Annotated in this window: 28 protein-coding genes; 19 read left to right on the top strand and 9 right to left on the bottom strand. The window is 41.8% G+C overall.

Features of this window, described 5'->3' with window-relative positions:
- Nucleotides 1–51 precede the first annotated feature (51 nt).
- The 3 genes from J5X92_RS08610 (at nt 52) to J5X92_RS08600 (ending at nt 3,545) form a co-directional block, all read left to right on the top strand.
- Nucleotides 52–402: a hypothetical protein gene (locus J5X92_RS08610; RefSeq protein ID WP_208805422.1), complete on the top strand. Its 351-nt coding sequence runs from the start codon at nt 52–54 to the stop codon at nt 400–402.
- 1,399 nt (nt 403–1,801) lie between these two features.
- Nucleotides 1,802–2,905, top strand: coding sequence for a tyrosine-type recombinase/integrase (locus J5X92_RS08605; protein ID WP_013784102.1), 1,104 nt, complete (start codon nt 1,802–1,804; stop codon nt 2,903–2,905).
- Nucleotides 2,906–3,188: 283 nt separating this feature from the next.
- Complete coding sequence (locus tag J5X92_RS08600) at nt 3,189–3,545, top strand: hypothetical protein (RefSeq protein ID WP_126873337.1); 357 nt, start codon at nt 3,189–3,191, stop codon at nt 3,543–3,545.
- Nucleotides 3,546–3,617: 72 nt separating this feature from the next.
- Here the strand turns inward: J5X92_RS08600 and J5X92_RS08595 are convergent, their stop codons facing one another.
- Together J5X92_RS08595 and J5X92_RS08590 are read right to left on the bottom strand one after the other, a co-directional pair.
- Nucleotides 3,618–3,995, bottom strand: a complete 378-nt coding sequence (locus tag J5X92_RS08595; protein WP_244360485.1) for a diacylglycerol kinase — start codon at nt 3,993–3,995, stop codon at nt 3,618–3,620.
- Nucleotides 3,996–4,080: 85 nt separating this feature from the next.
- Nucleotides 4,081–4,503, bottom strand: a complete 423-nt coding sequence (locus tag J5X92_RS08590) for a universal stress protein (RefSeq protein WP_126873336.1) — start codon at nt 4,501–4,503, stop codon at nt 4,081–4,083.
- A gap of 136 nt (nt 4,504–4,639) precedes the next feature.
- Between J5X92_RS08590 and J5X92_RS08585 the strand changes: the two genes are divergently transcribed.
- Nucleotides 4,640–5,128: a c-type cytochrome gene (locus J5X92_RS08585; RefSeq protein WP_208805420.1), complete on the top strand. Its 489-nt coding sequence runs from the start codon at nt 4,640–4,642 to the stop codon at nt 5,126–5,128.
- Here J5X92_RS08585 and J5X92_RS08580 read toward each other — a convergent pair.
- Nucleotides 5,125–6,756, bottom strand: coding sequence for an FMN-binding glutamate synthase family protein (locus J5X92_RS08580; RefSeq protein ID WP_208805418.1), 1,632 nt, complete (start codon nt 6,754–6,756; stop codon nt 5,125–5,127). The two genes, J5X92_RS08585 and J5X92_RS08580, sit on opposite strands and share 4 nt — an antisense overlap.
- A gap of 322 nt (nt 6,757–7,078) precedes the next feature.
- Between J5X92_RS08580 and J5X92_RS08575 the strand changes: the two genes are divergently transcribed.
- The 3 genes from J5X92_RS08575 (at nt 7,079) to bfr (J5X92_RS08565) (ending at nt 9,733) form a co-directional block, all read left to right on the top strand.
- The gene (locus J5X92_RS08575; RefSeq protein ID WP_208805416.1) at nt 7,079–8,653 is read left to right on the top strand and encodes a cation:proton antiporter family protein; all 1,575 of its coding nucleotides are present in this window, start codon (nt 7,079–7,081) and stop codon (nt 8,651–8,653) included.
- Between the two features lie 136 nt (nt 8,654–8,789).
- Nucleotides 8,790–9,266, top strand: coding sequence for a bacterioferritin (gene bfr, locus J5X92_RS08570; RefSeq protein ID WP_057791831.1), 477 nt, complete (start codon nt 8,790–8,792; stop codon nt 9,264–9,266).
- A complete protein-coding gene (gene bfr / locus J5X92_RS08565; RefSeq protein WP_057791833.1) occupies nt 9,266–9,733 on the top strand; it encodes a bacterioferritin in 468 nt (155 codons plus the stop codon). The genes bfr (J5X92_RS08570) and bfr (J5X92_RS08565) overlap by 1 nt, the downstream gene beginning before the upstream one ends.
- 14 nt (nt 9,734–9,747) lie before the next feature.
- On the opposite strand, the gene J5X92_RS08560 is transcribed toward bfr (J5X92_RS08565), so the two are convergent.
- Entirely contained in the window at nt 9,748–10,134 is a 387-nt protein-coding gene (locus J5X92_RS08560) for a hypothetical protein (protein WP_348272389.1), read from the bottom strand.
- A gap of 322 nt (nt 10,135–10,456) precedes the next feature.
- On the opposite strand from J5X92_RS08560, the gene ccoN reads away from it, so the two are divergent.
- The 12 genes from ccoN (at nt 10,457) to J5X92_RS08500 (ending at nt 21,468) form a co-directional block, all read left to right on the top strand.
- Nucleotides 10,457–11,890, top strand: coding sequence for a cytochrome-c oxidase, cbb3-type subunit I (gene ccoN / locus J5X92_RS08555; protein ID WP_013784112.1), 1,434 nt, complete (start codon nt 10,457–10,459; stop codon nt 11,888–11,890).
- A 15-nt stretch (nt 11,891–11,905) separates the two neighbouring features.
- Nucleotides 11,906–12,511, top strand: a complete 606-nt coding sequence (gene ccoO, locus J5X92_RS08550) for a cytochrome-c oxidase, cbb3-type subunit II (protein WP_013784113.1) — start codon at nt 11,906–11,908, stop codon at nt 12,509–12,511.
- A gap of 1 nt (nt 12,512) precedes the next feature.
- On the top strand, nt 12,513–12,674 hold the full coding sequence (locus J5X92_RS08545) for a cbb3-type cytochrome c oxidase subunit 3 (protein ID WP_013784114.1): 162 nt from the start codon (nt 12,513–12,515) through the stop codon (nt 12,672–12,674).
- A gap of 16 nt (nt 12,675–12,690) precedes the next feature.
- Nucleotides 12,691–13,644, top strand: a complete 954-nt coding sequence (ccoP, locus tag J5X92_RS08540) for a cytochrome-c oxidase, cbb3-type subunit III (RefSeq protein ID WP_041452524.1) — start codon at nt 12,691–12,693, stop codon at nt 13,642–13,644.
- A gap of 137 nt (nt 13,645–13,781) precedes the next feature.
- Nucleotides 13,782–14,261, top strand: a complete 480-nt coding sequence (locus tag J5X92_RS08535; RefSeq protein ID WP_013784116.1) for a FixH family protein — start codon at nt 13,782–13,784, stop codon at nt 14,259–14,261.
- Nucleotides 14,261–16,663, top strand: a complete 2,403-nt coding sequence (locus J5X92_RS08530; RefSeq protein WP_126873331.1) for a heavy metal translocating P-type ATPase — start codon at nt 14,261–14,263, stop codon at nt 16,661–16,663. The genes J5X92_RS08535 and J5X92_RS08530 overlap by 1 nt, the downstream gene beginning before the upstream one ends.
- A 1-nt stretch (nt 16,664) precedes the next feature.
- Nucleotides 16,665–16,880, top strand: coding sequence for a cbb3-type cytochrome oxidase assembly protein CcoS (gene ccoS / locus J5X92_RS08525; protein ID WP_013784118.1), 216 nt, complete (start codon nt 16,665–16,667; stop codon nt 16,878–16,880).
- On the top strand, nt 16,867–17,526 hold the full coding sequence (locus J5X92_RS08520; protein WP_013784119.1) for a sulfite exporter TauE/SafE family protein: 660 nt from the start codon (nt 16,867–16,869) through the stop codon (nt 17,524–17,526). Before ccoS ends, J5X92_RS08520 begins: the two co-directional genes overlap by 14 nt.
- A gap of 50 nt (nt 17,527–17,576) precedes the next feature.
- Nucleotides 17,577–18,317 carry a fumarate/nitrate reduction transcriptional regulator Fnr gene (gene fnr, locus J5X92_RS08515; RefSeq protein WP_041452525.1) on the top strand — a complete coding sequence of 247 codons (741 nt, stop codon included), beginning with the start codon at nt 17,577–17,579 and terminating at the stop codon, nt 18,315–18,317.
- A gap of 97 nt (nt 18,318–18,414) precedes the next feature.
- Nucleotides 18,415–19,338 carry a universal stress protein UspE gene (gene uspE, locus J5X92_RS08510; protein WP_013784121.1) on the top strand — a complete coding sequence of 308 codons (924 nt, stop codon included), beginning with the start codon at nt 18,415–18,417 and terminating at the stop codon, nt 19,336–19,338.
- Nucleotides 19,339–19,518: 180 nt separating this feature from the next.
- A complete protein-coding gene (gene ttcA / locus J5X92_RS08505; protein WP_013784122.1) occupies nt 19,519–20,460 on the top strand; it encodes a tRNA 2-thiocytidine(32) synthetase TtcA in 942 nt (313 codons plus the stop codon).
- Nucleotides 20,461–21,468, top strand: coding sequence for a patatin-like phospholipase family protein (locus tag J5X92_RS08500; RefSeq protein ID WP_126873329.1), 1,008 nt, complete (start codon nt 20,461–20,463; stop codon nt 21,466–21,468). It begins immediately after the preceding gene.
- Here J5X92_RS08500 and J5X92_RS08495 read toward each other — a convergent pair.
- From J5X92_RS08495 to cobB, 5 genes are all read right to left on the bottom strand, one after another.
- A complete protein-coding gene (locus J5X92_RS08495) occupies nt 21,460–22,095 on the bottom strand; it encodes a DUF2987 domain-containing protein (RefSeq protein WP_126873328.1) in 636 nt (211 codons plus the stop codon). The two genes, J5X92_RS08500 and J5X92_RS08495, sit on opposite strands and share 9 nt — an antisense overlap.
- On the bottom strand, nt 22,092–22,883 hold the full coding sequence (locus tag J5X92_RS08490; protein WP_126873375.1) for a glucosaminidase domain-containing protein: 792 nt from the start codon (nt 22,881–22,883) through the stop codon (nt 22,092–22,094). The genes J5X92_RS08495 and J5X92_RS08490 overlap by 4 nt, the downstream gene beginning before the upstream one ends.
- Nucleotides 22,876–23,637, bottom strand: coding sequence for a stress protein (locus J5X92_RS08485; RefSeq protein WP_339349185.1), 762 nt, complete (start codon nt 23,635–23,637; stop codon nt 22,876–22,878). Before J5X92_RS08485 ends, J5X92_RS08490 begins: the two co-directional genes overlap by 8 nt.
- A gap of 138 nt (nt 23,638–23,775) precedes the next feature.
- Nucleotides 23,776–24,468 (bottom strand): LysE family translocator, encoded by a 693-nt coding sequence (locus J5X92_RS08480; RefSeq protein WP_208805412.1) that lies wholly within the window; start codon nt 24,466–24,468, stop codon nt 23,776–23,778.
- A gap of 101 nt (nt 24,469–24,569) precedes the next feature.
- Nucleotides 24,570–25,286 carry a Sir2 family NAD+-dependent deacetylase gene (gene cobB / locus J5X92_RS08475; protein WP_208805409.1) on the bottom strand — a complete coding sequence of 239 codons (717 nt, stop codon included), beginning with the start codon at nt 25,284–25,286 and terminating at the stop codon, nt 24,570–24,572.
- Nucleotides 25,287–25,341 lie beyond the last annotated feature (55 nt).

Below are 25,341 nucleotides of genomic sequence, written 5' to 3'. Positions count from 1 at the left end.
CAAATAATAGATTTAAATACGCGGATTATAAGTAGGTTGAGGTAACGTCTAGTGAGCACAATAGAAAGTAATGATATAAAACAACATGTAGAAAATGTTATAGCGTTTCCTACATGTTTAACAGAAGTAAGAAAAGTTATTGCTACGTATATTACTAGCAAGCTAGTTGGCTGCTCGCAATCTTTAATAGATACCGCAATAGAAAACAGCGTTAATCATTACAAGAAATTTGTACACAACGCGAATATTACTGAAAGTGTTAAAGTATCTTTATCAGAAGAAGATGTGGCTTTATTAAATAAAAGCCTGACTAAGATACAAAGAGAAAACCGCAAGCAGTTGTTAAGAATGTTAGAACGCATAATTATATTAGAAATTGAAAATGCGGCTTTGAAAAACTAAGACCAGAAAGCGGGCAGCTTATCACCAATAACTTAAACGCTAATTTAAATATTCTCACTTAACACTCGTTACCACACAAAATAGTAAATCTAATCATTATCTAGAATTTCTTTTCGATTCTTTCTACGAAACTATGACCTTAATTCTGATCGAAACTTTCATTAGATAGCAGTCAATTGCGATGCGCCTGTACGCGAAATCTTGCTATGGATACCACGCTAAACATCTCAGATTTTAATCTCACGCACGTTATAAAAACACACCTCATAACCACGCAATAGCTGCAAACGCAAAAAAAGTGTGTAAGTCATCACGCACGACAAAGCTACCGAGAAGGCTGGAATCAACCACCCTAAACCCTCACACACTTAATTGCGCATAATGTATATTATGTTAAATAAGATATTGATATCTATGTAGGTAGGCGCGTTCATGTGTCGATGCATTCCCAACTCTCTATCCCGCTGTGGCCAGTACTAAGACTGTTCCCTGTCCTAGGTTTAGGTGTGTTTTACCGATATGTTTAAATTTATTTGGCTGAAATGGAAACTACTTTCTAAAGGACAATCTTAAGGAAAATGATTAGAAGCTTACCGTGGATTATGTACTTACTATTGAATTTGCAGCGTGGCGAACATTATTAATAATTTATGGCGGCTTTATAAATACGTTACGTATGGTTATTACTAACGACGCTTTATTAAGCGTGTTGAGTATTTTTATATGGAAACAAATTAGTCAGTTATTTTATTTATGTGCTTGTGTGTCTCAACGAGACCTTATCGTGTTTATGCATCAATGATAATGTCAGGGTTATTATTAGTAATTAGATTTGTTTAACAACACGATATTCATATTTGAGCTGCATCTAATTTAACGCGGTGATTATCTAGTACTTCTTATTTACTTTTATTCCCGAGGATAAGACACCTAACCTTTTTATAATTTAAATTTTATACTTTGTCTGTTGCATCAATTTTTATTGTGTCTTTTAGAGAGGATCTTTTATGCCTAAAAACAACGTATACAGGCTGTAAGGTGTTTATTGATAAGTGATGCTAGTTGAATATACGCTTAACCTAGTACTGAATATGTTAATTGTTGGGAGTAATATTAGGCCCAGTAAAGTTGAAACTTGAGTAATCTTAACGCGCTCCTACATGAAATCTAAGCGCATAATAGAGGTATATACCGCTAAATTTCACGTAGCGCACGTTTAATAAATAGCCGATTATAAAAGAAAATGTGGTTATTACCATTACAGCTGTATATAACAACAGTGTAAGTGTGTAGAATCGGGGTAATATAGGGCTACTTCAGTAATTTCACGCATGATAACTGTAATTATCATGCATGAAATTACTTAGCCAAATTGTCGTGAAAACAATGAGTTAGTTAGATGTCGTCTATATTCAAACCTGGTTCAAATACACAACTGTCTATTGTCGATGGTGACAGTACCAATACAGAACGAGCTGAATATGTTGATGCGTATTTTCGTGACATATTTACAAAGCTACCTCGCAATACCCAACGCGCTTATATCAGTGACTTTAACGACTTCGCCATTTTCTGCCAGTCAGAACGTATCGACAGTTTTAGTGATGATTTCTCTCATAACGAATACGCAATTAAACGCTATGTAGAAGAACTGTGTAAGTCTCCCCTCGCCTACAGAACTATCAAACGCCGCCTATCAGCGCTGAGTAAATTTTTAGGCATTGCGAAACTTCCGAATCCTATCATCCAATCGGTGTATCTGCGGGACTTCGTTCGTTTGTCACTTATTGAAAATTGTAAGTTCCAACTTAGTCATAACCAAGCCGTTCCGCTTACTATCGATTTATTGGACGAAATAAACAATAAAATTATTCCAGACACATTGTTAGAAATGCGAGATTTAACGATTATGAACTTAATGTTCGATGCACTCTTACGCGCTGATGAGCTAGTACGTGTATGTGCTGAGCATATTAGTAGACGCAATAATGCATTGCTAGTTGTTACATCAAAGTCTGATCAAAGCGGCAAGGGTTCACATCGATTTATCTCTACTAGTACTATCAACATGGTTGATGAATATATTGCAGAGGCTAACTTTGATGCTAAGACGCAGAGCGAAAGACTAATTGATGATCCTCGCCGTTTAAACAAAGGTATTCTTTTTCGCCGTGTTTCAAACCGCGGGCATGCGCTGCTGCCTTATAACGAACAGCCAAATACACATCAACATTCACCATTATATGAATCTTCAATTCTCGATTATTCGAGTGTTTATCGAATATGGAAACGAGTTGCTGCCCGTGCAGGAATAAAAGAAAACATTACGCCTCATAGTGGCAGAGTTGGTGGCGCAGTTTCACTTGCAGAAAATGGTGCTACCTTGCCCGAACTCCAATTGGCCGGCGGCTGGCAGTCCCCTGAAATGCCTGGTCACTATACTCAACAAGCTAATGTGAAACGAGGCGGTATGGCTAAGTTATCAGAAAAATTTAAACGTTAATTTTAGGTTTTATTCAACTGCCCGTGCTCGATATTGGATTTACCTCGTTATTTGTCCTAATTGTGTAATTCTTTGGGATAGAACACTAATCGCATATCTTATTGATATTACTAGTGTTAACCCATTCACAAAGTTACGCGTAACTATTTATGCTGATCGTTCCCGTCTTTCCCCTTCTCTTTTCCAAATCTTTCACTTCTTTTCCCGTGTTTGCTATCAAATTTGAACCCAATTATGGAATGGGTTCGTATCAACTAGCATAGGTATTAAAAAAGGAAATGTTATGTCTAATGGTATTAACCCGTCACACGGTAAAACAATTGCAGAGCTCGTCATTCCATCTAAAACGTGGTCACTTCATCCGGAAAAGAAACCAGCATTTACTTCAATTGATGAAGCCATTGACTACTTTGCTGACAACAATGAGCCGCTTTATATCAAAGTGCCATTTGTCGATGAGGAAGATAATGTACTCGTTCATGTGAATTCTAGCGGCGAGGATGTGGTGTTCACTATTTCCGATTTAAATCACGGCGGTGAAAGTCGTGTTGATGCATCACATCTAAAGAATTTAAGTAGTACTGTGGTGGAGTTAATCGAGCAATGTTACGACGAAAAGAAAAGCCCAGAAACCATGTGAAAATCTATGTAGTATAATAATCATTTGGTGGGGATTTGTTTCTAACTCTGTGAACGTTGCTTTCACGGTTTGCTACAGTAAGATAATCCCCCATGTTACCAACACGAGTATCAAACTGATAAATACCGCCGCCGATCCAATATCTTTGGCCTTCCCTATCAGTTCGTGCATATCAGTACTCACGTGGTCTGATAGTTTTTCTACGGCAGTGTTAAGTAGTTCGGTGATTAGTACGACAAACAGTGAGAAGAGTAACAACACTCTTTCGCTGTTTGTTACTTCAAGCATGAACACAATGGGAAGTAATACTGCCATTGCTACAACTTCTTGCCTAACCGCGGCTTCGCTGGAAAATGCCGCTTTTATTCCTCTATAAGAGTAGATAGTAGCAAAATATAAACGAGTAAAACCTGAGCGCTTTGGTGGCATAACGTTACAGTGTTTAGTCATAATTCCTAGACACTAACTTATTTAAATGACAGATATGTTATCAGTCGTTCAGCACTGGTATCAATGTCATTCACGATGCCAGTGTTTAGATTTTTACCGCTAACACATCTCTTTTCACACCGTGCAGTACAGCATTCGCCGTAGATCCTAGAAGAAGCCGAAGCCCACTTTGTCCGTGTGTGCCTATCACAATCAGATCGGCGTTTAACTTTTCAGCTAAGTGATGTATTTCATCCGCAGGTGAACCAATTTCTACGTTTACGTTACTATCTGGAATATTGTTGATTGCTGCAATGTCTTTCAATTTTGTCATTGCTTGTTCTTGCACGTCTTGTGAATAGTCACGTTCCAAAAACAGTCCGTATGGCTCAACGTTAGTCTGTGGAAATGCCACATAAAGTAAATGAACGTTTTTTGGCTCTGATGCTACCCGCATGGCTTTCGCTAAAATTTGCGAATAGTCTGAAAACACATCTATAGGTACTAAAACAGTATTGTAATCGTCCATTAGTTCATTCCATTAACGGGAGTGGATAATCACAATATAGTTAACTTCTCTTCACATTTCTTTGATTGAAATCAATTCGCCGTTCTAGATTTTCACCATAATGAAATTTCAGAATAATAAAGTTGGAGTCGTGAACATGGCAAAACTTACTACTGCATTACCATTAATCGCGTTGTTATTGGCGGGATGCGATTTAGGACCAGACTCGCCTCGGGGGTTTAGCTTACCTGAGGGAAATGCAGACGCTGGTAAAGTGGCATTCCAGAAGTATCACTGTACAGACTGTCACCAAATAGAAGGCATAACGATGCCACAAGATCATGCTTATCTAGTGCCTAAACCAATCCCTCTAGGGGGAAGCAGCGGCAGGATCACAACCTACGGAGAACTGGTCACCAGCGTGATAAATCCCTCACATAAGTTAACGCGTAGGCAGCCTGTTAGTATGACTTCCGTAGATGGAGAGTCTCGCATGCGTAATATGAACAATGTACTTACTGTTCAGGAACTCATTGATTTAGTTGCTTATTTACAACCTAAATATAAAGTCGTCCCCTATCGAACTTCTGAGTATCGTTTGTATCAATTACGCATGCCAGAACAAGATGCTCAAGGTGGAAATTAAGAAACTGACTTCGTTTCTTCTTCTATTTCAGCCAATAAGCTGCACGGCATAAAGCTATCAGAATTAGCTTCTTTGACGTGTAGCTTAAATCGCTCTGGAATATCATCACCTAACAGTGTACCGGTTTTCACTAGCGGGAAGATTTCGTCGTAACGTGCGATACTAGCTTGGTCTACCCGTCTAAATATATGTGTGCGGTTTAATTCCGTTGTACTTACATGGCCAGTTGAAGACAGCATATCCATTAACGCATGCAGCGTCTTTTTGTGAAAGCGATACACTCGCTCAGATTTATCTGTTACATCTAGCCCTTTCGCCAGCTTTGGATCTTGCGTTGCAACGCCGGTTGGACATTTATTAGTGTTACACGAAAGCGACTGCACACAACCAAGCGCTAGCATCATACCTCGTGCACTATTACAAATATCTGCGCCCAAACTTAAGTTTTTAACAAGTTGAAATGCTGAAATAATTTTACCTGAGGCAATAATTTTAACTTGTTTTCTTAAGTCGAAACCAATCAAACAATCGTCTACAAATGCCAGTGCTTCTCTAAGCGGGAATCCAATTGAGTTTGTGTATTCCAACGGGGCGGCGCCTGTACCACCCTCACCGCCATCTACGGTAATAAAATCGGGTGTAATACCGGTTTCTACCATGGCTTTACACATGGCAATAAATTCACTTTTTCTACCTAACGCGAGTTTAATCCCAATAGGCTTGCCGCCACTTAGATCGCGTAGCTTTTGTATATAATCAATCATCTCTAACGGCGTAGAAAAAGCGCTATGACGAGGCGGTGAATCTACTTGAGTACCTGGCTCTACGCCTCTAATTTTCGCTATTTCGGGTGTATTTTTATAAGCCGGTAATATACCGCCATGGCCGGGTTTAGCGCCTTGGCTTAACTTTATTTCAATCATTTTAACTTGCGGCAAACATGCTTTTTCTTTAAACAGGTCGGCATCAAACTTCCCGTCTTTGGTTCGGCACCCAAAATAGCCAGTACCAATTTGCCAAACAATGTCACCACCGTTTTCTTCGTGATAAGGCGTTAACCCACCTTCCCCAGTGTTATGGAAAAAGTTCCCCTTCTTTGCGCCCTTGTTAAGCGCCAGAATGGCATTTTTAGACAAGCTACCAAAGCTCATCGCACTGATATTTAGAATACTTGCAAGATAAGGTTGCTTACAGTCTTTTCCACCAATTGTTACCCTTGGATCGTGGTTCATTTCATCAATATCACGAGCCGATAATGAATGTCCTATCCATTCATAACCATCGTCGTAAGTATTTAACTGGGTGCCAAAAGGAATAGTTTCTCTACTGTCTTTTGCTCGTTGATACACAATAGAGCGAAACATACGGGATATGGGCGCGCCGCCAGTATCTGATTCTAAGACATACTGCTGTATAAAGGGTCGCAATGATTCAACGGTCCAGCGAGTTCTGCCAATTAGCGGGAAATTTTTTAAGATCGCATGTTTATTCTGGACTGTATCGACGATTGCTAAACCGAGTAGCAACACGGTTAATAATAGAAACCACCACGCTGGATGCCAGTAAAAACCTACCAGTAGGTTAAATATAAATAATGCCGTTAAGGTTCCTAAGATTTGATTTCGCATAGCTACTCCATGTGTGATTATCAGTTATTACTGTTCCAACACAATTTTGGGTTTTATTAAGCGGTACATTTACTTATTACTATATCTTTAATTGCTAAAACCTACAGTGATATAAACGCAAGATAATGGTATCTATCTTTTCCCATTCGCTCATGTTTCATTACATGCTAATCTAAACACTTCTATATACATCAGCGTGTTGAAAATTTTGAGTTATCGCCGCGCTAACTAATATAAGAATGTAAGGTAGAAATGTCATGGCTCAAACGGACTACAGGCATTTCTATTTGTACTCATTAATCGAAATGGTGAAAGGTAATTCATGGAGTATGCATTTCTTCTGTTCGCATTTGTTTGCGGTTTAACGGTTAAACTTATTGGGATCCCCCCGTTAGTAGGTTACTTAGTCGCGGGTTTTTTGCTCAATTTTTCAGGCTACACGCTCACTGATGATCTTACCAAGATAGCCAACTTGGGTATTACCATCATGTTGTTCACTATTGGTTTGAAGTTAAACGTTCGCGACTTAAGTAAACGTGAAGTGTGGGCCGGTAGTATTACCCATACCCTCATTTGGGTAGGTATTGTGACGTGTGGTGTGTACGGCATTGCTGCAGTAGCCAGCCAGTATATAGAAGGGCTAACATGGCAAAGCGCTACACTGATTGCCTTTGCCCTAAGCTTCAGCAGTACGGTTTGTGTTATTAAGGTGCTAGAAGAAAGCGGTGAAAGTAAAACCCGTCATGGCCGACTTGCCATTGGTATTTTGGTTATGCAGGATGTGTTTGCTGTTATATTTTTAGTGGCTGCCACAGGCAAACTCCCTTCAGTGTGGGCACTCGGGTTGTTGGCACTTATTCCAGCGATGCCGCTTATTAACCGTGTTATTAATAAGTCAGGTCACGGAGAGTTACTCCCTCTTACTGGGTTCATTCTTGCTTTAGGCGGCTATCACCTATTCGAGCTGGTTAATATTAAAGGCGATCTAGGGGCTCTGATATTTGGCATCATGTTGGCGCAACATGAAAAGGCCAGTGAACTTGCTAAATCGTTGCTTAGTTTCAAAGACTTATTCTTGATAGGCTTTTTCCTTACCATCGGGTTAACCGCACTTCCTGATTTCAATATGATTATTATCGCGTTGGTGTTCTGTTTGTTTATCCCTATAAAGGCTGCCCTATTCTTTGGCCTATTTACGTCACTTCGATTACGAGGCCGAACGTCTTATTTAAGTAGCCTTGTGCTGTCTAACTTTAGTGAATTTGGGCTTATTGTAGGTGCACTTGCCGTATCGCTGGGTTTATTGGCTGAAAGCTGGTTAGTAGTAATTGCACTTTCATTGTCTGTCTCTTTCGTTATTACTAGTGTGTTGTATCGCACCTCGCATTCTCAATACCACAGATATAAAGACACGATTAAACGTTTCGAAAAGAACCGCCGTCTCAAAGAAGACATTTACCCTACTTTGCACAAAGCAGAGTTTTTAGTGCTGGGAATGGGACGTGTTGGGCAAGGTGCGTTTAATGCGCTGTCTAAACTTGCTGATGTGAGTGTATGGGGTATGGACGCTGATAGAGTGAAAGTAAAGCAGATGGCCAGCGAAGGCTTAAATGTTATTTGTGGTGATGGTGAAGATGTAGACTTGTGGGACAACCTAGAACTTAAAAACGTTCACTTAATTCTATTAGCGCTGCCTTCTATACAAGACGCAATCAATATTACCCGTCAGCTTAGAAACGCGGGTTATACCGGTAAAGTAGCTGCGATCGCGCGGTATGAAGATGAAGTTAATCATTTGCTAGAACAAGGCGTTGATAAAGTATTTAACTTTTTCACCGAAGCGGGTTTAGGTTTTGCCGAAGAAAGTTTAGCCTATGCAAATACGCAACAACAATAGTCGACAATTCTTAATGCAAACAAAGGATGAAGTGATAACCATTTTCATTTGTATGCCATTGTTTTTAAAGTAATTTTTTGACATTTGCGTATTTTCACTCTACACTAGCGTCATATTGATAATTAAGGTTTTTATTATGCAAGGTGACAAACAAGTCGTCGCGAAGCTGAATGATGTACTCACCAGTGAGTTAACGTCTATAAATCAGTACTTTCTGCATGCACGTATGTTCAAAAATTGGGGCTTACAAGAGCTCAATGAAAAGAACTACAAAAAGTCGATTAAAGACATGAAGCAAGCAGATGAGTTAATTGAGCGCATTCTATTTTTAGAAGGGTTACCTAACCTTCAGGCGTTAGGCAAACTTTATATTGGTGAAGATACTGAGGAAATGCTGAGCTGCGATGCCAGATTCCAAAAAGAACAGTTACCATTATTACGCGAAGCCATCGCGCTGTGCGAAGAAAAGCAGGATTACGTTACGCGCGACATCCTAGAATCAATTTTAGAGTACGAAGAAGATCATTTAGATTGGATTGAAACTCAAGAATATCAAATCGGCGCTATGGGTATTGAAAACTACCTTCAGGCGCAAGTAATGGGAGATGACTAATGAAAGGTAATCAAACCATCATTAAAGGTCTAAACGAGCTACTTTCTTATGAATTGGCCGCTATGGATCAATACTTCATTCATTCTCAAATGTATTTAGATTGGGGGCTCACTAAACTTTATGAGCGTATCGATCACGAATTTGACGATGAGCGTGGCCACGCCACTAAACTTATCGAGCGTATGCTGTTTTTAGAAGGCGTACCAGATATGGTCACGCGAACTGGCTTCAAAGTAGGTTCAGATGTACCTGAAATGCTTGAAAGCGATCTTCGTGTCGAATATGAAGTAGATGCAAAACTTAAAGAAGTCATCGCGCTATGTGAGTCTGAAAAAGACTACGTAACACGTGACATCTTAGTTGTACTGCTTGACGATACCGAGCGCGATCACGCCCATTGGTTAGAGCAACAACTTGGCCTAGTGAAACGCCTTGGCTTGTCTAACTACTTACAATCTCAAATGTAAGTCATACTAGATTGTCAGATTGTCGTTTCGAAGTTCAGGTAGCTTGGTGCTGCCTGCCCTTCAATATTTAACCGCAATTGCCATTTCATCTTTTCTTCGTTACAGCTTCCCAACATAAACCAACCTGACCATTCGCCATTGTGCTTATTTTCAAGCAGCACAGGCACTTTACCCATGTACATGTTCACGCCCTCTATCCAGGCACTTTCTATGTTTGTGCCTACAGGTAAATAGAGTACCAAGGTAATAGAGGTTTCAGGTTCTACTTTCTCTGAAAATTCCGCGTAAGCATGCCTGCCATGTATTAAAAATTCACAGTGCTCGTTGACAAATGTACAGCTCTCTCCTATTTCCTTTAAGGAGCCTGAAGAAGGCGTAGCGGACATTTGGTATTGATGCACTGCAAATACACATACTGCAACGAGAAAAATGCAAAGCGGGGCAAGCCACCTTTGTGAATAAAATGATCTCTTTTTGTTACTGTTATTTAGCATTTCTTAAATTTTGTATATTTCTTCATTGATGGAGATCAAGCTCAGGTAGTTTATGGTATCTTTTTGTAATTAAAAACCTTATCATCCGCGTACCAACTGGCTTGGAGACTATAATTATTACTCTTTCCGAGCTCGGTGTGAAGCGTTATTCCGTTGCTTTCGCATGTCTAGACCGTACTTGAACGGCTGTTGGAGACCATAGTTCATTTGAAGTGGAAGATTCATTAAAATGAGTGAAATAAGCCAAGCACAACCTGACTACAATTATAAAGTAGTTAGGCAATTTACCATTATGACCATAGTCTGGGGTATCATTGGTATGGGCCTAGGGGTATTTATTGCCGCGCAATTATTTGCACCTATGCTTAACTTTGACACACCATGGCTAACGTTTTCGCGTCTGCGTCCTTTGCACACCAATGCCGTTATTTTTGCCTTCGGCGGCTGTGCGTTGTTCGCAACGTCATACTACATCGTTCAGCGTACCTCTCAGGTTAGACTGTTCAGTGACAAACTTGCTGCATTTACGTTTTGGGGCTGGCAAGCCGTTATCGTATTGGCAGTAGTTTCTCTACCTTTAGGTTTAACCAGCTCGAAAGAATACGCTGAACTAGAATGGCCAATCGATATATTGATTACGCTAGTCTGGCTCGCTTATATCATTAACTTCTTCGGAACCCTAGTTATCCGAAAAGTGTCGCATATTTATGTTGCGAACTGGTTCTTAGGGGCGTTCATGCTTACCGTTGCTGTATTGCACATTGGTAATAGCATGGCCATTCCGGTGTCTTTCACTAAGTCTTATTCATTGTATGCAGGCGCAGTAGACGCCATGATGCAGTGGTGGTACGGCCATAACGCAGTAGGTTTCTTCCTAACTGCTGGCTTCTTGGGCATGATGTATTACTTCGTTCCTAAGCAAGCAGGTCGCCCAGTTTACTCGTACAGATTATCTATTGTTCACTTTTGGGCATTGATTTCATTGTACATTTGGGCTGGTCCTCACCACTTACATTATACTGCCCTACCCGATTGGACACAGTCGCTAGGTATGGTGATGTCTATCATTCTATTCGTTCCTTCTTGGGGCGGAATGATAAACGGTATAATGACGCTATCTGGTGCATGGCATAAATTGCGTACTGATCCTGTATTACGTTTCTTAATTGTTTCATTGTCTTTCTATGGTATGTCTACCTTCGAAGGCCCAATGATGGCAATTAAAACAGTTAACGCACTGTCTCACTACACAGACTGGACTATCGGCCACGTACACTCAGGTGCACTAGGTTGGGTAGCCATGGTATCAATTGGTTCTATTTACCACTTAATACCTATTCTGTTTGGTCAGCCAGCGATGTACAGCACACGTCTTGTTAATGTTCACTTCTGGTTAGCAACAATTGGTGTAGTGCTATATATCGTAGCAATGTGGATGTCAGGTGTTCTTCAAGGGCTAATGTGGCGTGCAGTAAATGCTGACGGTACATTAACGTATAGCTTTGTCGAATCGCTTGAAGCGTCTAAACCTTTCTATGTGGTTCGTTTCATTGGTGGTTGTTTCGTGGTTACTGGCATGCTTATCATGGCCTACAACACATGGAAAACCGTTCGTGCCCCTAAAGGTAGTATCGCTGCTGATGTTACAACTCAGCCAGCGTAATAAGGAGACGACATAATGAAAAATCCACATGAGTTAATTGAAAAAAATGTCGGCCTGTTAACCGTGCTAATCCTTGTTGCGATTAGCTTCGGTGCCATGGTTCAAATTACGCCGTTGATGTTTCAGCAGCAAACAATGGAACCAGTGACAGGCTTACGTCCTTATACAGCATTAGAATTGGAAGGCCGTGACATCTATATCCGTGAAGGATGTGTTGGTTGTCACAGTCAGATGATTCGTCCGTTCCGTGCCGAAACAGAACGTTACGGTCACTACAGTGTTGCTGGTGAGTCAGTATGGGAACACCCTTTCCTTTGGGGTTCTAAGCGTACTGGTCCTGACCTAGCACGTGTTGGTGGGCGTTACAGTGATGAATGGCACCGTGTTCACCTGCTTAATCCGCGTAACGTGGTACCTGAGTCGAATATGCCTGGTTTCCCATGGCTTGCAGAAAACAAACTTGACGGTAAGTTAACCGCTAAGAAGATGGAAGTTTTCCAAGGCTTTGGCGTGCCGTATACCGACGAAGATGTCGCGGGAGCACAAGCGGCAGTACAGGGTAAATCTGAAATGGAAGCCCTTATTGCATACCTACAATCTCTTGGCACACATTTGAAATAATATGGATCAAGGAATAGTAGGTAGCATTTTTACTGTCATCGTCTTTGTTAGTTTCATTGGCATAGTTTGGTGGGCTTTTAGTAGCCGCAACAAGCAAAAGTTTGATGAAGCGGCGAATTTGCCTTTCGCAGACGAAGACAAAGAAAAATCAAAAGAAGATTAGCAGGAGTCTCGAACTTATGAGTATGTTTTGGACAATATGGATTTCAGTGATAACCCTAGGGTTAATCATTGGTTGCTATTTCCTTCTGCGCTGGTGTTTGTCTAACCAAACAGGCGTGCCAGAAGGAGAATCAATGGGGCATGAATTTGACGGCATCGAGGAGTTGAATAACCAACTTCCTCGTTGGTGGACAATCATGTTCTACATGACAATCATTTGGGGTTTTATCTATCTTGCCCTTTATCCTGGATTGGGTTCATACGAAGGCTTATTTGGCTGGAAGAGCTCAAACCAAGGCATATTGACGCTTGAAGAATCGGCGCAAGCGCGTATCGATGCAAAAGAGCAAGGCAAGTTTGTAGAGTACGATCGTGAGTTGGATTATGCAGCTGAAAAGTTCGACCCAATTTTCGAAGCGTATGCGCAAATTCCTGTTGAGGAACTAGCGAACGACCCTGAAGCGAATAAAGTAGGACAGCGTTTGTTTATGCAAAACTGTTCTCAGTGTCACGGTTCTGATGCTCGCGGGCAAAACGGTGGTTTCCCTAACCTTACTGATAACGATTGGTTATATGGTGGTTCGGGTGCAAAAATTGTTGAAACCCTAACGTTAGGCCGTAAAGCCGCTATGCCAGCATGGATAGATGTTATGGGCGAGCAAGGCATCGAAGAAGTGGTTGAATATGCATTAAGCCTAAGCGGCCGTGATGTAGACCAGCAACTTGCTGATGCAGGTAAAGTTCGCTTTGCTGCATGTGCTGCCTGTCATGGTATGGACGGTAAAGGTAACCAAGCACTTGGTGCGCCTAACCTGACTGACAACATTTGGTTATATGGCGGAAGCCATCGTGCGGTTACTGAAACACTAACCTACGGCCGAAATGGTGTTATGCCTTCATTCAAGAAAACCTTGGGTGATGACAAAATCCACGTTGTTGCATCGTACGTTTATAGTCTTTCTAACGACTAAATTCGTATAACCAACAATAATGCTAAAAAGCCTCGTTATCACGGGGCTTTTTTTATGAGAAAATACACCTCTTCAACTGGATGCCTTATTTTTCCTATCGCGCCGGTTTTCCTGTAGTAAACGAGTTGATGTAATTAATGAATACACCCTGGTATAAACAATTTTGGCCCTGGTTCCTTATTGCTGTTCCCCTAATTACATTAGTAATGGGTGGCGTGTTATTGAAATTGGCTATTTCAACCGAAGACAGCTTAGTAGTAGACGATTATTACAAAGAAGGTAAAGCCATTAATGCCCGGCTAGATAAAGAAGCCATCGCGAAACGCAAAAACATAACAACAGAGTTAACCATTACTGATGGCAGTATTGCAGTAAAATTCCATTCAGGTATTCCTCAAGAAGGAAACGCCCTTAAATTGAATTTTTATCATGTGACCATCGAAGAGCGCGATGCAAGTGTATTATTAAGTCGTGATGCTAATGGTATTTACCGTGGTTTTGTGGAAAAGGACTTAACCGGTAAATGGCAAGTCTCGCTTTCTCCTGTAGACGACAGCTGGAAAGTACAAAATACGTTGCAACTTCCCTACTCTGGCGCCATCAAGTTTAATCCGTAATGAGCGAAAACCTTTGTTACCATTGCGCGTTACCTAACGATGCAACACACAAATATGAAGCAGTAATATTAGGCGAAACCAGGCAGCTCTGCTGCCCTGGTTGCCAAGCTGTTGCTCAAGCCATCGTTGATAATGGCTTGGAAGATTATTATCAGTTTCGTACTGAGCCTGCCCAAAAGTCAGACGATGGTATATTAGAAAGCCTTTCTGCGCTTAACGTTTATGACGACCCAGCCCTTCAAGAAGAGTTTGTTTTTGACGAAGGCCAGCACAAGCAAATACAGCTAACCCTTGAAGGCATAACGTGTGCAGCGTGCGGTTGGCTGATTGAAAAGCAGCTTTCAAAAGTATCAGGTATTGCGCAAGTCGCCGTAAACGTTCAAGAGCGTCGCGCACTAATAACCTGGGAACCCGATGTTATTAAACTTAGCCAGATACTCACCACACTAAAACGCATAGGGTATGTTGGCTCACCGTTTCACCCAGATGAACATGAAGCGAGTTATAAACGCGAGCAAAAATCGTTTATTAAAAAGTTAGGCTTGGCAGGCATCATGACCATGCAGGTGATGATGCTAATGGCTGGGCTTTACTTCGATTGGTTTGGTGCCATTGAACAAGAAACCCGTCAATACTTTTATTGGGTTGCACTCACCCTTACCACCCCCGTAGTACTTTATTCAGGAAGCGCGTTCTATTTAGGTGCTTTGAAGGCAATAAGCGCAAAAACCGTGAATATGGATGTGCCTGTCACCCTCGCGGTATTTGGCACCTACTTTGCGGGTTTACGTTCCACTTTGCTTGAGCAAGGTGAAGTGTATTTTGAATCCATATGCATGTTTATCTTTCTACTGCTGTTGAGCCGATTCCTTGAACATAGAAGCAGGCACCGTGCGGCGCAAATTTCAGCCAATATGATGCAATATATTCCGGTTTCAGCGGCTAAAATTGAAGGTGATGGCAGTATCGTTCAGATCCTTGCAAAGCAATTAGCGCCCAATGATGTAGTACTAGTGAAGCCCGGTGAGACCATCCCTGTCGATGGTATTGTGCTAGACGGTACCGCTGCGGTTGATGAGTCTATGTTAACGGGAGAATTTAACCCCGTCAGTAAATCGGCCAGCCATGTAGTTTACGGCGGTACAGTAAACCAAGATGGCACACTAACGGTTAAAGTGACCCAAAGCTTAAAGCATGCCTTGGTCAATCAAATCGTGCGTTTACAAGCTAGCGCCATGGCAAGCAAGCCAAAAGCTGCGCAGATTGCCGATAACTTTTCCCGTTACTTTGTGTTCTCGGTATTGCTGATATCGGCTTTAACGTACAGTTATTGGTCGTTTGTGGGCAGTGAAGATGCTTTTTGGATCACCATCTCTGTATTAGTGGCAACCTGCCCTTGTGCGCTAGGCTTAGCCACACCTTCAGCGTTAACCTGCGCTATGGCGAAGCTGAATCGTCAGGGCATTTTGTTAAAGCGTGCTGACGCCTTAGAGCAACTTAACGATATTGATACCATTGCCCTTGATAAAACCGGCACACTGACCGAAGGTAAGTTCTCATTGCAACAGCGCTGGTTTGCTAAAGGGGTAGATCCAGTGCAGGTAATGGCGCTAACTACATTGTTAGAGTCTCGTTCTGAGCACCCTATTGCCCGTGCCTTCGACAACGATAATGTTAAGTCAAAACATAGAACCCTGCCTAATACCATGAACGGATTTACCGTTACACCAGGTGGCGGCATTAGTGGTGAGATAGACAACGTCGTTTTTACTATGGGTTCAGCCGTATTTTGTAATTTATCAACCACCTCAAAGGTAGATATACCGGCAAATGTGTTTTTGTGTGCCGACGGTGTATTAATGGCCGCGTTCTGCGTAAATGATAGCTTGCGGCAAGATGCCTTAGCGACACTCACCGCACTGAATGAACATCAATTAGTGGTGCTAAGTGGCGACACACAGAAAAACGTTGATGCACTTACTGCTAGTTTACCAATCAACTTAGCAAAGGGTGGCTTATCACCGGAGCAAAAATATTCACAGGTGCATACTTTGCAAAAGCAAGGTCGCAAAGTCATGATGATGGGCGACGGTATAAACGATGCCCCTGTTCTTGCTAGCGCAGATGTGGCGGTTGCGGTAGGAAACGCCACAGATGTGGCCAAAACAGCCGCCGATGTTATTTTGCTAGGAGACAGCTTGCTATCGGTGCCAACCTTATTTTCTGTGGCGAAACAGGCAAAACGTAAAATTCAGCAAAATATTGCATGGTCAGTAGGTTACAATATTATCATTCTACCCTTTGCAGTGTCGGGGTTACTCTCTCCCTGGATGGCCGTGGTTGGCATGTCACTGAGTAGTATTATTGTGGTCACCAATTCAACGAGGTTATTAAGTAAATAATATGAGTATCATTTACGTCTTAATTCCCATCGCTATTATTATTGTTGCGCTGGCACTGGTTATCTTTTTCTGGGCGGTAAAAACCAATCAGTTTGAAGATCTTGATAGACAGGGCTACAGCATTTTGTTTGATGATGATTTATCAGGTGATGAAAAGAAGCTAGCCGAGCAGCGAAAGCAGTTACAACAACGCAAAGAAACAGATGACAGAGATTAATATATTCTCTGCTTTTTTCATTGGAATTGCTGGCGGCGTGCATTGTGTGGGTATGTGCGGTGGTATTGTTGCCGCACTACGCACAGTAACGCCAAGTAATGAACCGGCATTACCCTACACCCTTGCCTATAATTTTGGCCGTATCCTCAGCTACACATTAGCCGGCGCTATTACAGGCGCTGTCGGCCAAATGGCCACCGAGTTTGTGCCTATTGCTAAACCCGTTTTATCTTTGATTAGTGGCGTTATGCTGCTGCTATTAGCGTGTTATTTGGGAAAGTGGTGGCAAGGCTTGAATTATATTGAAGCTATGGGACGCGGCTTATTTAAAGCTATTCAGCCAATATCTAAACGATTTCTTCCATTCAAAAGCCCGGTTTATGCACTACCCTATGGTTTTATATGGGGCTGGCTACCCTGCGGGTTGGTCTATTCCACGTTAACGTGGTCATTAGCATCGGGGTCGGCCGTTGACGGCGCTGCCATCATGTTATTTTTTGGGTTAGGTACTCTGCCCACTTTGTTAGCTGCAAGCGCAGGTAGCCAGTACCTAATAGCTGGTTTTAGGCACCCCGTGGTAAGACAATGCTTTTCCGTAATAGTGGCTATTTACGCTCTCTTTTTAATTTATGCAGCAATTTCATAAACAAAAGAGTAAGATTAATATTAAGTCGACCCTATTTATAGTTTGAACCTATGAGCAAAGGAAGCCAATTCTCAATTCATTGTCAAAATTGCAGTTTCAGCCACTTGTGTTTGCCCGTTGCGCTAAACAAGACTGAGATTGAATCTTTAGATGATATTATTGAGCGAAAGAAACCCCTTCACAAGAGTGATTTGCTGGTAAAGTCGGGAGATAAATTCAACTCTCTTTACGCAGTACGCACGGGCTCTTTTAAGTCTTTCGTCACCAATTCAGATGGTGAAGAGCAGATTACAGGTTTTCACTTCCCTGGCGATATTATCGGCTTCGATGCCTTACGGGAAAATAAGCACCAAAGTTATGCTCAGGCATTAGAAACCGCCATGGTGTGCGAATTACCGTATGAAACGCTTGATGAAATGTCGGTTCAATTTCCTAAGTTAAGACATCAAATAATGAGTTTTATGAGTGCGGAAATTAAACAAGATCATGATCTCATGATGTTGCTTAATAAACGCTCAGCGGAAGAACGTCTATTGTATTTCCTCTCTCAGCTTTCTCAACGTTTCGAAGAACGTGGATTTTCAAATAAAGAATTTCACCTAACCATGACTCGAAATGAAATTGGGAACTATCTTGGTCTAACTATTGAGACCATTAGCCGCCTGTTAAGCCGTTTTCAAAAAGAAAATATTATCCAAGTGGACGGTAAACTCATCACTATTTTAGATTTTGATGAGATGTCACAACGTTTAACGTCTGTGGTTGCACCTAATATCGCCTGTAATAGCTAATCTTCAAAGCTTTTGATCTAAAACAAGTTACGTAATAGCAAATAGGTATTACACTTAAATTGTAGCAACCAAAATTCTGACTATGTTTGGAGGGGTTATGATTAAGTATGAGCGTATTTTAGCGGTTATTGAAGCCGATAGAGAAACCCAACCTGCGCTTAGCCGTGCATATGAACTTGCCAAAAAGACAGGTGCCTCTGTCACCGCCATGCTGGTGGTTTACGACTTATCTTACGATATGACAACCATGCTTAGCCCTGATGATCGTGAAGCCATGCGTGATGCGGTCACTAAAGAACATGCTGGATGGTTGAAAAAAACTTTAGACGACTTAGGTTTTTCTAAAACAGATATAGTTGTGGAATGGAACAACCGTGCCTTTGAAGCTGTGGTGCATTATGTCATCGACAACAGTATAGATTTAGTGGTAAAAGCAACTAAGCGCCATGACGATTTAGCTTCTGTTATTTTTACTCCTACAGACTGGCATCTACTTAGAAAATGTCCCTCCCCCGTATTATTGGTTAAAGATCATGAATGGCCTGAAAATGGTGAAATTATTGCCGCGGTAAATGTAGGCAGTGAAGACGACGAGCATGCCTTACTTAACGACAAAATCACGGTGATTGCTAACGATTATGCCGCGCTGCTCAGCGGTAACGTAAATTTGGTAAACAGCTACCCAGCTACGCCGCTAAATATTGCTATTGAAGTTCCTGAGTTTGACCCAGACACTTACAACAACGCGGTAAAGCATCATCACGAACTTGAGATGAACACACACAGCGAGAAGTATGCTATCGATAGTAAGCGCTGTTATGTGAAGGAAGGCCTTCCTGAAAAAGTCATTCCAAAGATAGCCCAAGATATAGACGCTGAACTTGTTATCATAGGTACGGTTGGCAGAATAGGTATTTCTGCGGCTCTCATAGGTAACACCGCAGAACATGTTATTGATGAACTTGTGTGTGATGTACTGGCAATAAAACCAGACGGCTTTATTTCGCCCCTTTCACGGTAATTCAGACAGGTTCATAAACAGCCTGTCGGCACTGTTTGCTATCTTTGCGCTATAGCTTTAAACGCTATTGTTTTTTGTTAGAAGAGAGGGCCAACAAGATTTAAAAAATCTGAACCTCGCACATTCAATTTTACTTGATTACTGTATAATGGTTTTTTTCGCAGTAACAAAGCTATTGATATGAACAGTGCAGGCACAAACCGTGCGGACGCTCCGTTAACCGCGTCTCAAAACAAACAAAAATACAGCTTTAATAAGCTACAAAAGCGACTTCGTCGAAATGTAGGCAAAGCGATTGCTGATTTCGGCATGATTGAAAACAACGATAAAGTCATGGTGTGCTTATCTGGCGGCAAAGACAGTTACGCTATGCTTGATATTCTTATGTTTTTAAAGCGCATTGCGCCAATTCATTTTGACATTATTGCGGTTAACCTTGATCAAAAGCAGCCAGGATTTCCAGAGCACGTACTTCCTGAATACCTTGAAAGTGTAGGTGTAGAGTACAAAATTGTAGAAGAAGACACCTACTCTATTGTTATGGACAAAGTGCCTGAAGGTAAAACCACGTGCTCACTTTGTTCTCGATTACGTCGCGGTATTTTATACAGCACGGCCAAAAAGCTAGGCGCCACTAAAATTGCCCTTGGCCATCATCGTGACGACATGCTAGAAACGTTCTTTTTAAACATGTTCCATGGCGGTAAGCTTAAATCAATGCCACCAAAGCTGGTTAGCGATAATGGTGAGCACATTGTCATAAGGCCCCTTGCTTATTGTACTGAAAAAGACATTCAGCGTTATTCTGATGCCGTAGAATTTCCTATTATTCCTTGCAACTTGTGCGGGTCTCAAGAAAATTTGCAGCGTCAGAACGTAAAGGCCATGCTACAAGATTGGGATCGCCGTTTCCCTGGGCGTATTGAGTCAATGTTTAGTGCGCTTCAAAATGTAGCGCCGTCACATTTGGTCGACAAGAATTTGCACGACTTTAAAGGCATCTCTACACAGAACGGGCCGGTTGAAGATGGTGATATTGGTTTCGATCCGCCCAGCTTCGAGTCACCCAGTGAGCCTACTGACGACACGGTTCACGTTATCAATTTGATGGAATCAAACTAAATGAAAATTGGTCTAGCATTAGGTGCGGGTGCCGCAAGAGGTTGGACCCACATTGGTATTATTCAAGCATTAGAAAAGCTGGGTATTAAAATTGACGTGGTGGCAGGTTGCTCTATTGGTGCCTATGTTGGTGCCGCTTACGCTAGTGGTAAGTTAGAAGGCCTAAAAGAGTGGTCTTGTTCTTTGTCAGATTGGCAGGTACTTGCTTTGATGGGCGTTGGTTTACGTAGGGGCGGTATTGCTAGCGGGCAAAAAGTGTTTGATAAACTTGCCAGCGAATTTTGTGCCCCAACCTACGAAGCAATGGAAAAACCGTTCGCCTCTGTGGCTACCGATTTGCACACAGGTCGTGAGGTAGTGTTTAGTTCCGGCGAGATTGGCAATACCATTCAAGCTTCGTGTGCTATTCCTGCCCTATTTGCCCCAGTCGCCCATGGCGATCGTTGGTTAGTAGATGGCGCGGTGGTTAATCCAGTGCCTGTTAACCTGTGTCGCCAACTTGGTGCAGACTTTGTTATTGCCGTAAACCTTAATGCTGATTTCAGGCCGCTTAGGCTTGAAAAATTACGACTCGATCACGAAGAAAACCAAAGAAAAACCGAAGACTTTTTCACTAAAAGCCAAAACGTGCTTAAGCAGTGGTTCTCACCTGATAGTAAAGAAAAAGCAGAAACGGAAAGTGAAACCGATAGTAAACATAGCGAGCAAAACGAAGGCGTTGCTAGCGACGCTATTGAGGCCATAGAAGAAACAATTTCGCCGCCACCAAATAAAGTCCCTAAAGGTAACCCTCCAGGGATTTTAAGTGTAATGAGTAGTTCGTTAGAAATACTTCAAGCAAGGGTGACACGTTCTCGTTTAGCGGGCGATCCGCCGGATATTCTGATAGAGCCCCAACTAACCGACGTGGGTATTATGGAATTTCACCGCGCACAAGAGCTATGTGAAAAGGGTGAAGAAACCATCACCCGTATTGCTGAGCAAATTAAGTATCAGCTATTAGCTTGATGCCATAGCGGTAACACGAAGTGGGGCTTTCGGTAGTGTGAGCCCTTTATTTTCGTTAATTTCACTTTGTTCTAAGTGAAGTATGCCGTTATTAATATGCAGGCCTTCTGGGGTAATATAATCCAGATTTTTATCATCAAATTGCAACATCAACCCTTTCACCGTTGGCATTAAGAACGATAAAAAGCTGCCCATTTCATTGAAGAACGCTTCATATTGGCCATAGATAAAATTCAGCTCTTCTTTTGTATAACTGGCGGTTAAGTATTCACTTTTTGTTTCTAGCTGCACAGACATATCACATACATTAGCCGCTTCAGTTAAATCGATACTAATATAGGCATTTGCCAATTTTAGCGCTTTCTCCGTCGGTACAGTGAATCTATACTCATCACTAACCTCTAATGGCATAGTTTGTTTGTCAGTGACTATCTCAGCGTTATTAATTTCACATAACCGCCCTTCACCAACACGCAGAAAACCAAAAGCGAATTGCAAAGCTTGAGTGTCTTCATTATCCAGTTTTTTTACGTGACTATAAAAACGGCTGTATTCCACATTCACCATTTCAGCGGCAACACTTGAGGTGAGTAATGCGCCTATAAGCGCGCATGCTATACGTTTCATTCGGTTAAGAACTCCTGGTTAAACCGGATCATGGTTTGTAATTCGTCTACATAGGCCGCGCCGCGCTCAGAGTAATTCATTAATCCCTCTGCCAAGGCTACGCCAGTAATGGGGATTTGATTTGCTCTTAACCGCTCTCTGATTTCTCGCAAATCGGTATAGGCATCGTGTCTATTCAGGTTACGCATATAAGTATAAGTCGCCCGAGATAGGCTTGGGAACTTCGCGACTTCGTGCGTTGCGCCGGCATTTCGTTTACCGGGAACAAAACCACATCCTTTCACAAAGCACCAAATACCAAAGAAGTTATAACCTTTTCTAGCAAAACGACTGGTGCCCCATGCCGACTCGTTTGCCGCTTGCACGAGCACGAGTTCAGCAGGCAAAATATCAATTTTGTGAAGTAACGCAAGCAGACGAGATGTGAGCGGTTGTTCCGCCTTTACGCGGTACTCAGTTTGCAACCACTCAAGACGGCTAATGTCATCGTCGGTTAGCGGCTCTTCGTTCAAAGCCTTACGATACAACGTTTGTATGTAGTGTCTAAGGGTAAGTAAATACGCATTCTGTTTTTCAACTTCGGGGCGTAAGTAATCGAAAAAGGCACTTTTCTTTTCTTTAACGTCGGTATACGCAGAAAAGTCGGGAACAGGTTTTGTGGCTTCAGGTGTTTCTGGAATATCTAAAATATCGGGCTCGCGCTTAGTTAATATAAGCGCGTTAATGACTATTACTGCCAATACAGCAATAGTAATTAAAACAATTTTTAGCGTTTCCCGTTTATGCATCGAAGCTCGACTCATTCGTTTTACTTTGAACAGTTTGGCTGGGTGTATATTCACCCTCTTCACCGATCATCTCTTCATACAACAACCCTAGCATACTGAAATACAGGGGTAGAACCCACACAAGGGACAAGCCTAATGTAAACGGAACGGAAATAAACAATATAATAAAAATGGCAAACACACCGGCTAACTGTGCCCAATAAGCATTAAATACCCGGCAGGATAAAATAATAGCGCGAAGCGGAGTAAGCGATTTATCGGCAACCAGCATGAGTGAAAAAGAGGTCGCCATCCAAAAATACACACCAGGTACCACTAACAATACCAAGCCAATTTGTACCACTATGCCATTCACCAATTGAGTAAGGGCTAATGCGAATATTAAAGAGACGTAGCTGAAAATAGAGAAAACCGTGGTTTTTTGACCTCTGGCATGGCTCACCCCCATCATATACAACCCGCCAATTAGTGGTGCAACAATGAAAATAGCGACAATTTCAATTAACGATTGGTGTTCAAAAATGAAGGTGCCGTCTTCATTGAAAGTAATGAACTTCTGAGCAACAAAACCGAGTACGACAAACGTAAGAAATAGGACTAATGAAGCTTGGAATAAGCTTAAAAAATTTGCTTTAGCCAAACCATTAGCGCGAGAAAACAACGATTTAATATCGAAATCATATTGCTTTGAAAGTGTTCTTTCTAGCTTGCTTGATGGCTGGTTATCTTTAAAAGGCATTTTATTATCTGCCACACGATCCTCTACTGCTGCTATCGAATTTAACCGCCGCATTATACATAAATATGGCGATTAACCCCAATTACCACGTGTTAGTTGATTAAATGTAATAACCAGCGTTTTGCCTCAAAGCATAAATCTATGAGTGAAACGTTAGCCCAAGACTAATTTTGCGGCCAAGCCAACCAGTAAAACGCCCATTGCACGGTCGAGCCAGTACCCTTTTTTCCCAATAAGTTGAGCAATTTTACTGGTACTAAGTAGGTAGGATAGAAAACAAAACCAAAGTCCTGTTGCTATGGCTAAGTAAATTCCATAACCAAGCTTGATTGAAAAAGGCGTGTCGATATCAATAATAGCGGTGAACAACGATAAGAAGAATAAGGTTGCTTTGGGGTTTAAGCCATTTGTTAAAAAGCCAATCCAAAGTGCTTTTTGTACAGATATTTGCGAGTTAGCTTTTTTATTATTGGCCGCCTTGTTATTAGCTAGCTTAGTTTCATCCAGATTATCTACGCTGTTGCTTACCCCTGCCTCGCCGCCTGCTGGCGGTTGGCTAGGCCCGCTTTTTAGTGCGCCATACGCAATATACAATAGATAACCCGCAGCAAGATAACTAAAGGTTTTGAAAAGCCATGGCGTAGTGGCAATAACTACACTTAACCCCACCAGTGAATACCCAACGTGTAGCAAAATCGCCAGTCCAATGCCAACGCTTGTATAAATAGCAATACGGCGACCGTACGCAAGGCTATTGCGAACCACTACCGCAAAATCAGGGCCTGGGCTAGCTACTGCAACAAGGTGTACGAGGGCAATGGTCAAAAATTCATTCAGGTAAGGCATATATTATTAATATTACTCTATATTTTAGGCGCTCAGTGTCAGTGAGCTTACAGGCTAGTAAAGTGTCTTTAGCCATGAATATCTTCAAATTATGGCTTTATTTAAAGATCATATTCTTTAATTAACCGCGTTACAAACGCTGGGACTATTTCAGTGGCATTGCCGCTAATAGATTCATCGAATAACCAATTATTCGCACTGGGTTCTAAATTTAACTCTATGCATTGTGCGCCCGAGTCTTTCGCATTAATCACAAACCCCGCGGCAGGATAAACATTTCCTGAGGTTCCAATGGCTAAGAAGATATCTGCGTTCGCAATATCTTGTGAAATTTCTTCCATATAAAGGGGCATTTCACCAAACCATACAATGTCGGGTCGTAAAGTGGCGGTATTACAACAGGCACAAACAGTTTGGCCGTCGAACGCAGTTTTGCATTCAAAAGTCTTATTTGTTGTTACGCAACGGCTAGACAGTAATTTTCCGTGCATATGCAAAATACGTTCGCTGCCCGCGCGTTCGTGCAAATCATCCACATTTTGCGTGATTAATGTGAATCGGTCTTTCAATGCGCGTTCAAGTGTCGCTAGCGCTTCATGAGCAGCATTGGGATTAACGCAATCCGTAGTTAATTGCATTCTACGTTCATTATAAAACCGATATACAAGTTCAGGGTTACGGGCAAAAGCTTCGGGCGTAGCCACGTCTTCCACACTGTGCTCTTCCCATAATCCGTTGTTATCTCGAAATGTCTTTAATCCAGATTCTGCTGAAATTCCTGCACCAGTTAACACGACAACGCGAGGTGGTGTATTCATAAGCTCAATTCCTTTGAAATATATACACGTAACACGACTACCCTAAATTAAACGA

The organism is Alteromonas sp. K632G, from assembly GCF_017653625.1.
GTDB lineage: Bacteria > Pseudomonadota > Gammaproteobacteria > Enterobacterales > Alteromonadaceae > Alteromonas > Alteromonas naphthalenivorans.
This window is presented reverse-complemented; position numbering and strand designations above follow the sequence as displayed.

What these genes read in the sequence shown, in the direction of transcription:
- J5X92_RS08605 (WP_013784102.1), top strand. Translation starts at nt 1,802, where the DNA reads ATGTCGTCTATATTCAAACCTGGTTCAAATACACAACTGTCTATTGTC.
- J5X92_RS08600 (WP_126873337.1), top strand. Translation starts at nt 3,189, where the DNA reads ATGTCTAATGGTATTAACCCGTCACACGGTAAAACAATTGCAGAGCTC.
- J5X92_RS08595 (WP_244360485.1), bottom strand. Translation starts at nt 3,995, where the DNA reads ATGACTAAACACTGTAACGTTATGCCACCAAAGCGCTCAGGTTTTACT.
- J5X92_RS08590 (WP_126873336.1), bottom strand. Translation starts at nt 4,503, where the DNA reads ATGGACGATTACAATACTGTTTTAGTACCTATAGATGTGTTTTCAGAC.
- J5X92_RS08585 (WP_208805420.1), top strand. Translation starts at nt 4,640, where the DNA reads ATGGCAAAACTTACTACTGCATTACCATTAATCGCGTTGTTATTGGCG.
- J5X92_RS08580 (WP_208805418.1), bottom strand. Translation starts at nt 6,756, where the DNA reads ATGCGAAATCAAATCTTAGGAACCTTAACGGCATTATTTATATTTAAC.
- J5X92_RS08575 (WP_208805416.1), top strand. Translation starts at nt 7,079, where the DNA reads ATGGAGTATGCATTTCTTCTGTTCGCATTTGTTTGCGGTTTAACGGTT.
- bfr (WP_057791831.1), top strand. Translation starts at nt 8,790, where the DNA reads ATGCAAGGTGACAAACAAGTCGTCGCGAAGCTGAATGATGTACTCACC.
- bfr (WP_057791833.1), top strand. Translation starts at nt 9,266, where the DNA reads ATGAAAGGTAATCAAACCATCATTAAAGGTCTAAACGAGCTACTTTCT.
- ccoN (WP_013784112.1), top strand. Translation starts at nt 10,457, where the DNA reads ATGAGTGAAATAAGCCAAGCACAACCTGACTACAATTATAAAGTAGTT.
- ccoO (WP_013784113.1), top strand. Translation starts at nt 11,906, where the DNA reads ATGAAAAATCCACATGAGTTAATTGAAAAAAATGTCGGCCTGTTAACC.
- J5X92_RS08545 (WP_013784114.1), top strand. Translation starts at nt 12,513, where the DNA reads ATGGATCAAGGAATAGTAGGTAGCATTTTTACTGTCATCGTCTTTGTT.
- ccoP (WP_041452524.1), top strand. Translation starts at nt 12,691, where the DNA reads ATGAGTATGTTTTGGACAATATGGATTTCAGTGATAACCCTAGGGTTA.
- J5X92_RS08535 (WP_013784116.1), top strand. Translation starts at nt 13,782, where the DNA reads ATGAATACACCCTGGTATAAACAATTTTGGCCCTGGTTCCTTATTGCT.
- J5X92_RS08530 (WP_126873331.1), top strand. Translation starts at nt 14,261, where the DNA reads ATGAGCGAAAACCTTTGTTACCATTGCGCGTTACCTAACGATGCAACA.
- ccoS (WP_013784118.1), top strand. Translation starts at nt 16,665, where the DNA reads ATGAGTATCATTTACGTCTTAATTCCCATCGCTATTATTATTGTTGCG.
- J5X92_RS08520 (WP_013784119.1), top strand. Translation starts at nt 16,867, where the DNA reads ATGACAGAGATTAATATATTCTCTGCTTTTTTCATTGGAATTGCTGGC.
- fnr (WP_041452525.1), top strand. Translation starts at nt 17,577, where the DNA reads ATGAGCAAAGGAAGCCAATTCTCAATTCATTGTCAAAATTGCAGTTTC.
- uspE (WP_013784121.1), top strand. Translation starts at nt 18,415, where the DNA reads ATGATTAAGTATGAGCGTATTTTAGCGGTTATTGAAGCCGATAGAGAA.
- ttcA (WP_013784122.1), top strand. Translation starts at nt 19,519, where the DNA reads ATGAACAGTGCAGGCACAAACCGTGCGGACGCTCCGTTAACCGCGTCT.
- J5X92_RS08500 (WP_126873329.1), top strand. Translation starts at nt 20,461, where the DNA reads ATGAAAATTGGTCTAGCATTAGGTGCGGGTGCCGCAAGAGGTTGGACC.
- J5X92_RS08495 (WP_126873328.1), bottom strand. Translation starts at nt 22,095, where the DNA reads ATGAAACGTATAGCATGCGCGCTTATAGGCGCATTACTCACCTCAAGT.
- J5X92_RS08490 (WP_126873375.1), bottom strand. Translation starts at nt 22,883, where the DNA reads ATGCATAAACGGGAAACGCTAAAAATTGTTTTAATTACTATTGCTGTA.
- J5X92_RS08480 (WP_208805412.1), bottom strand. Translation starts at nt 24,468, where the DNA reads ATGCCTTACCTGAATGAATTTTTGACCATTGCCCTCGTACACCTTGTT.
- cobB (WP_208805409.1), bottom strand. Translation starts at nt 25,286, where the DNA reads ATGAATACACCACCTCGCGTTGTCGTGTTAACTGGTGCAGGAATTTCA.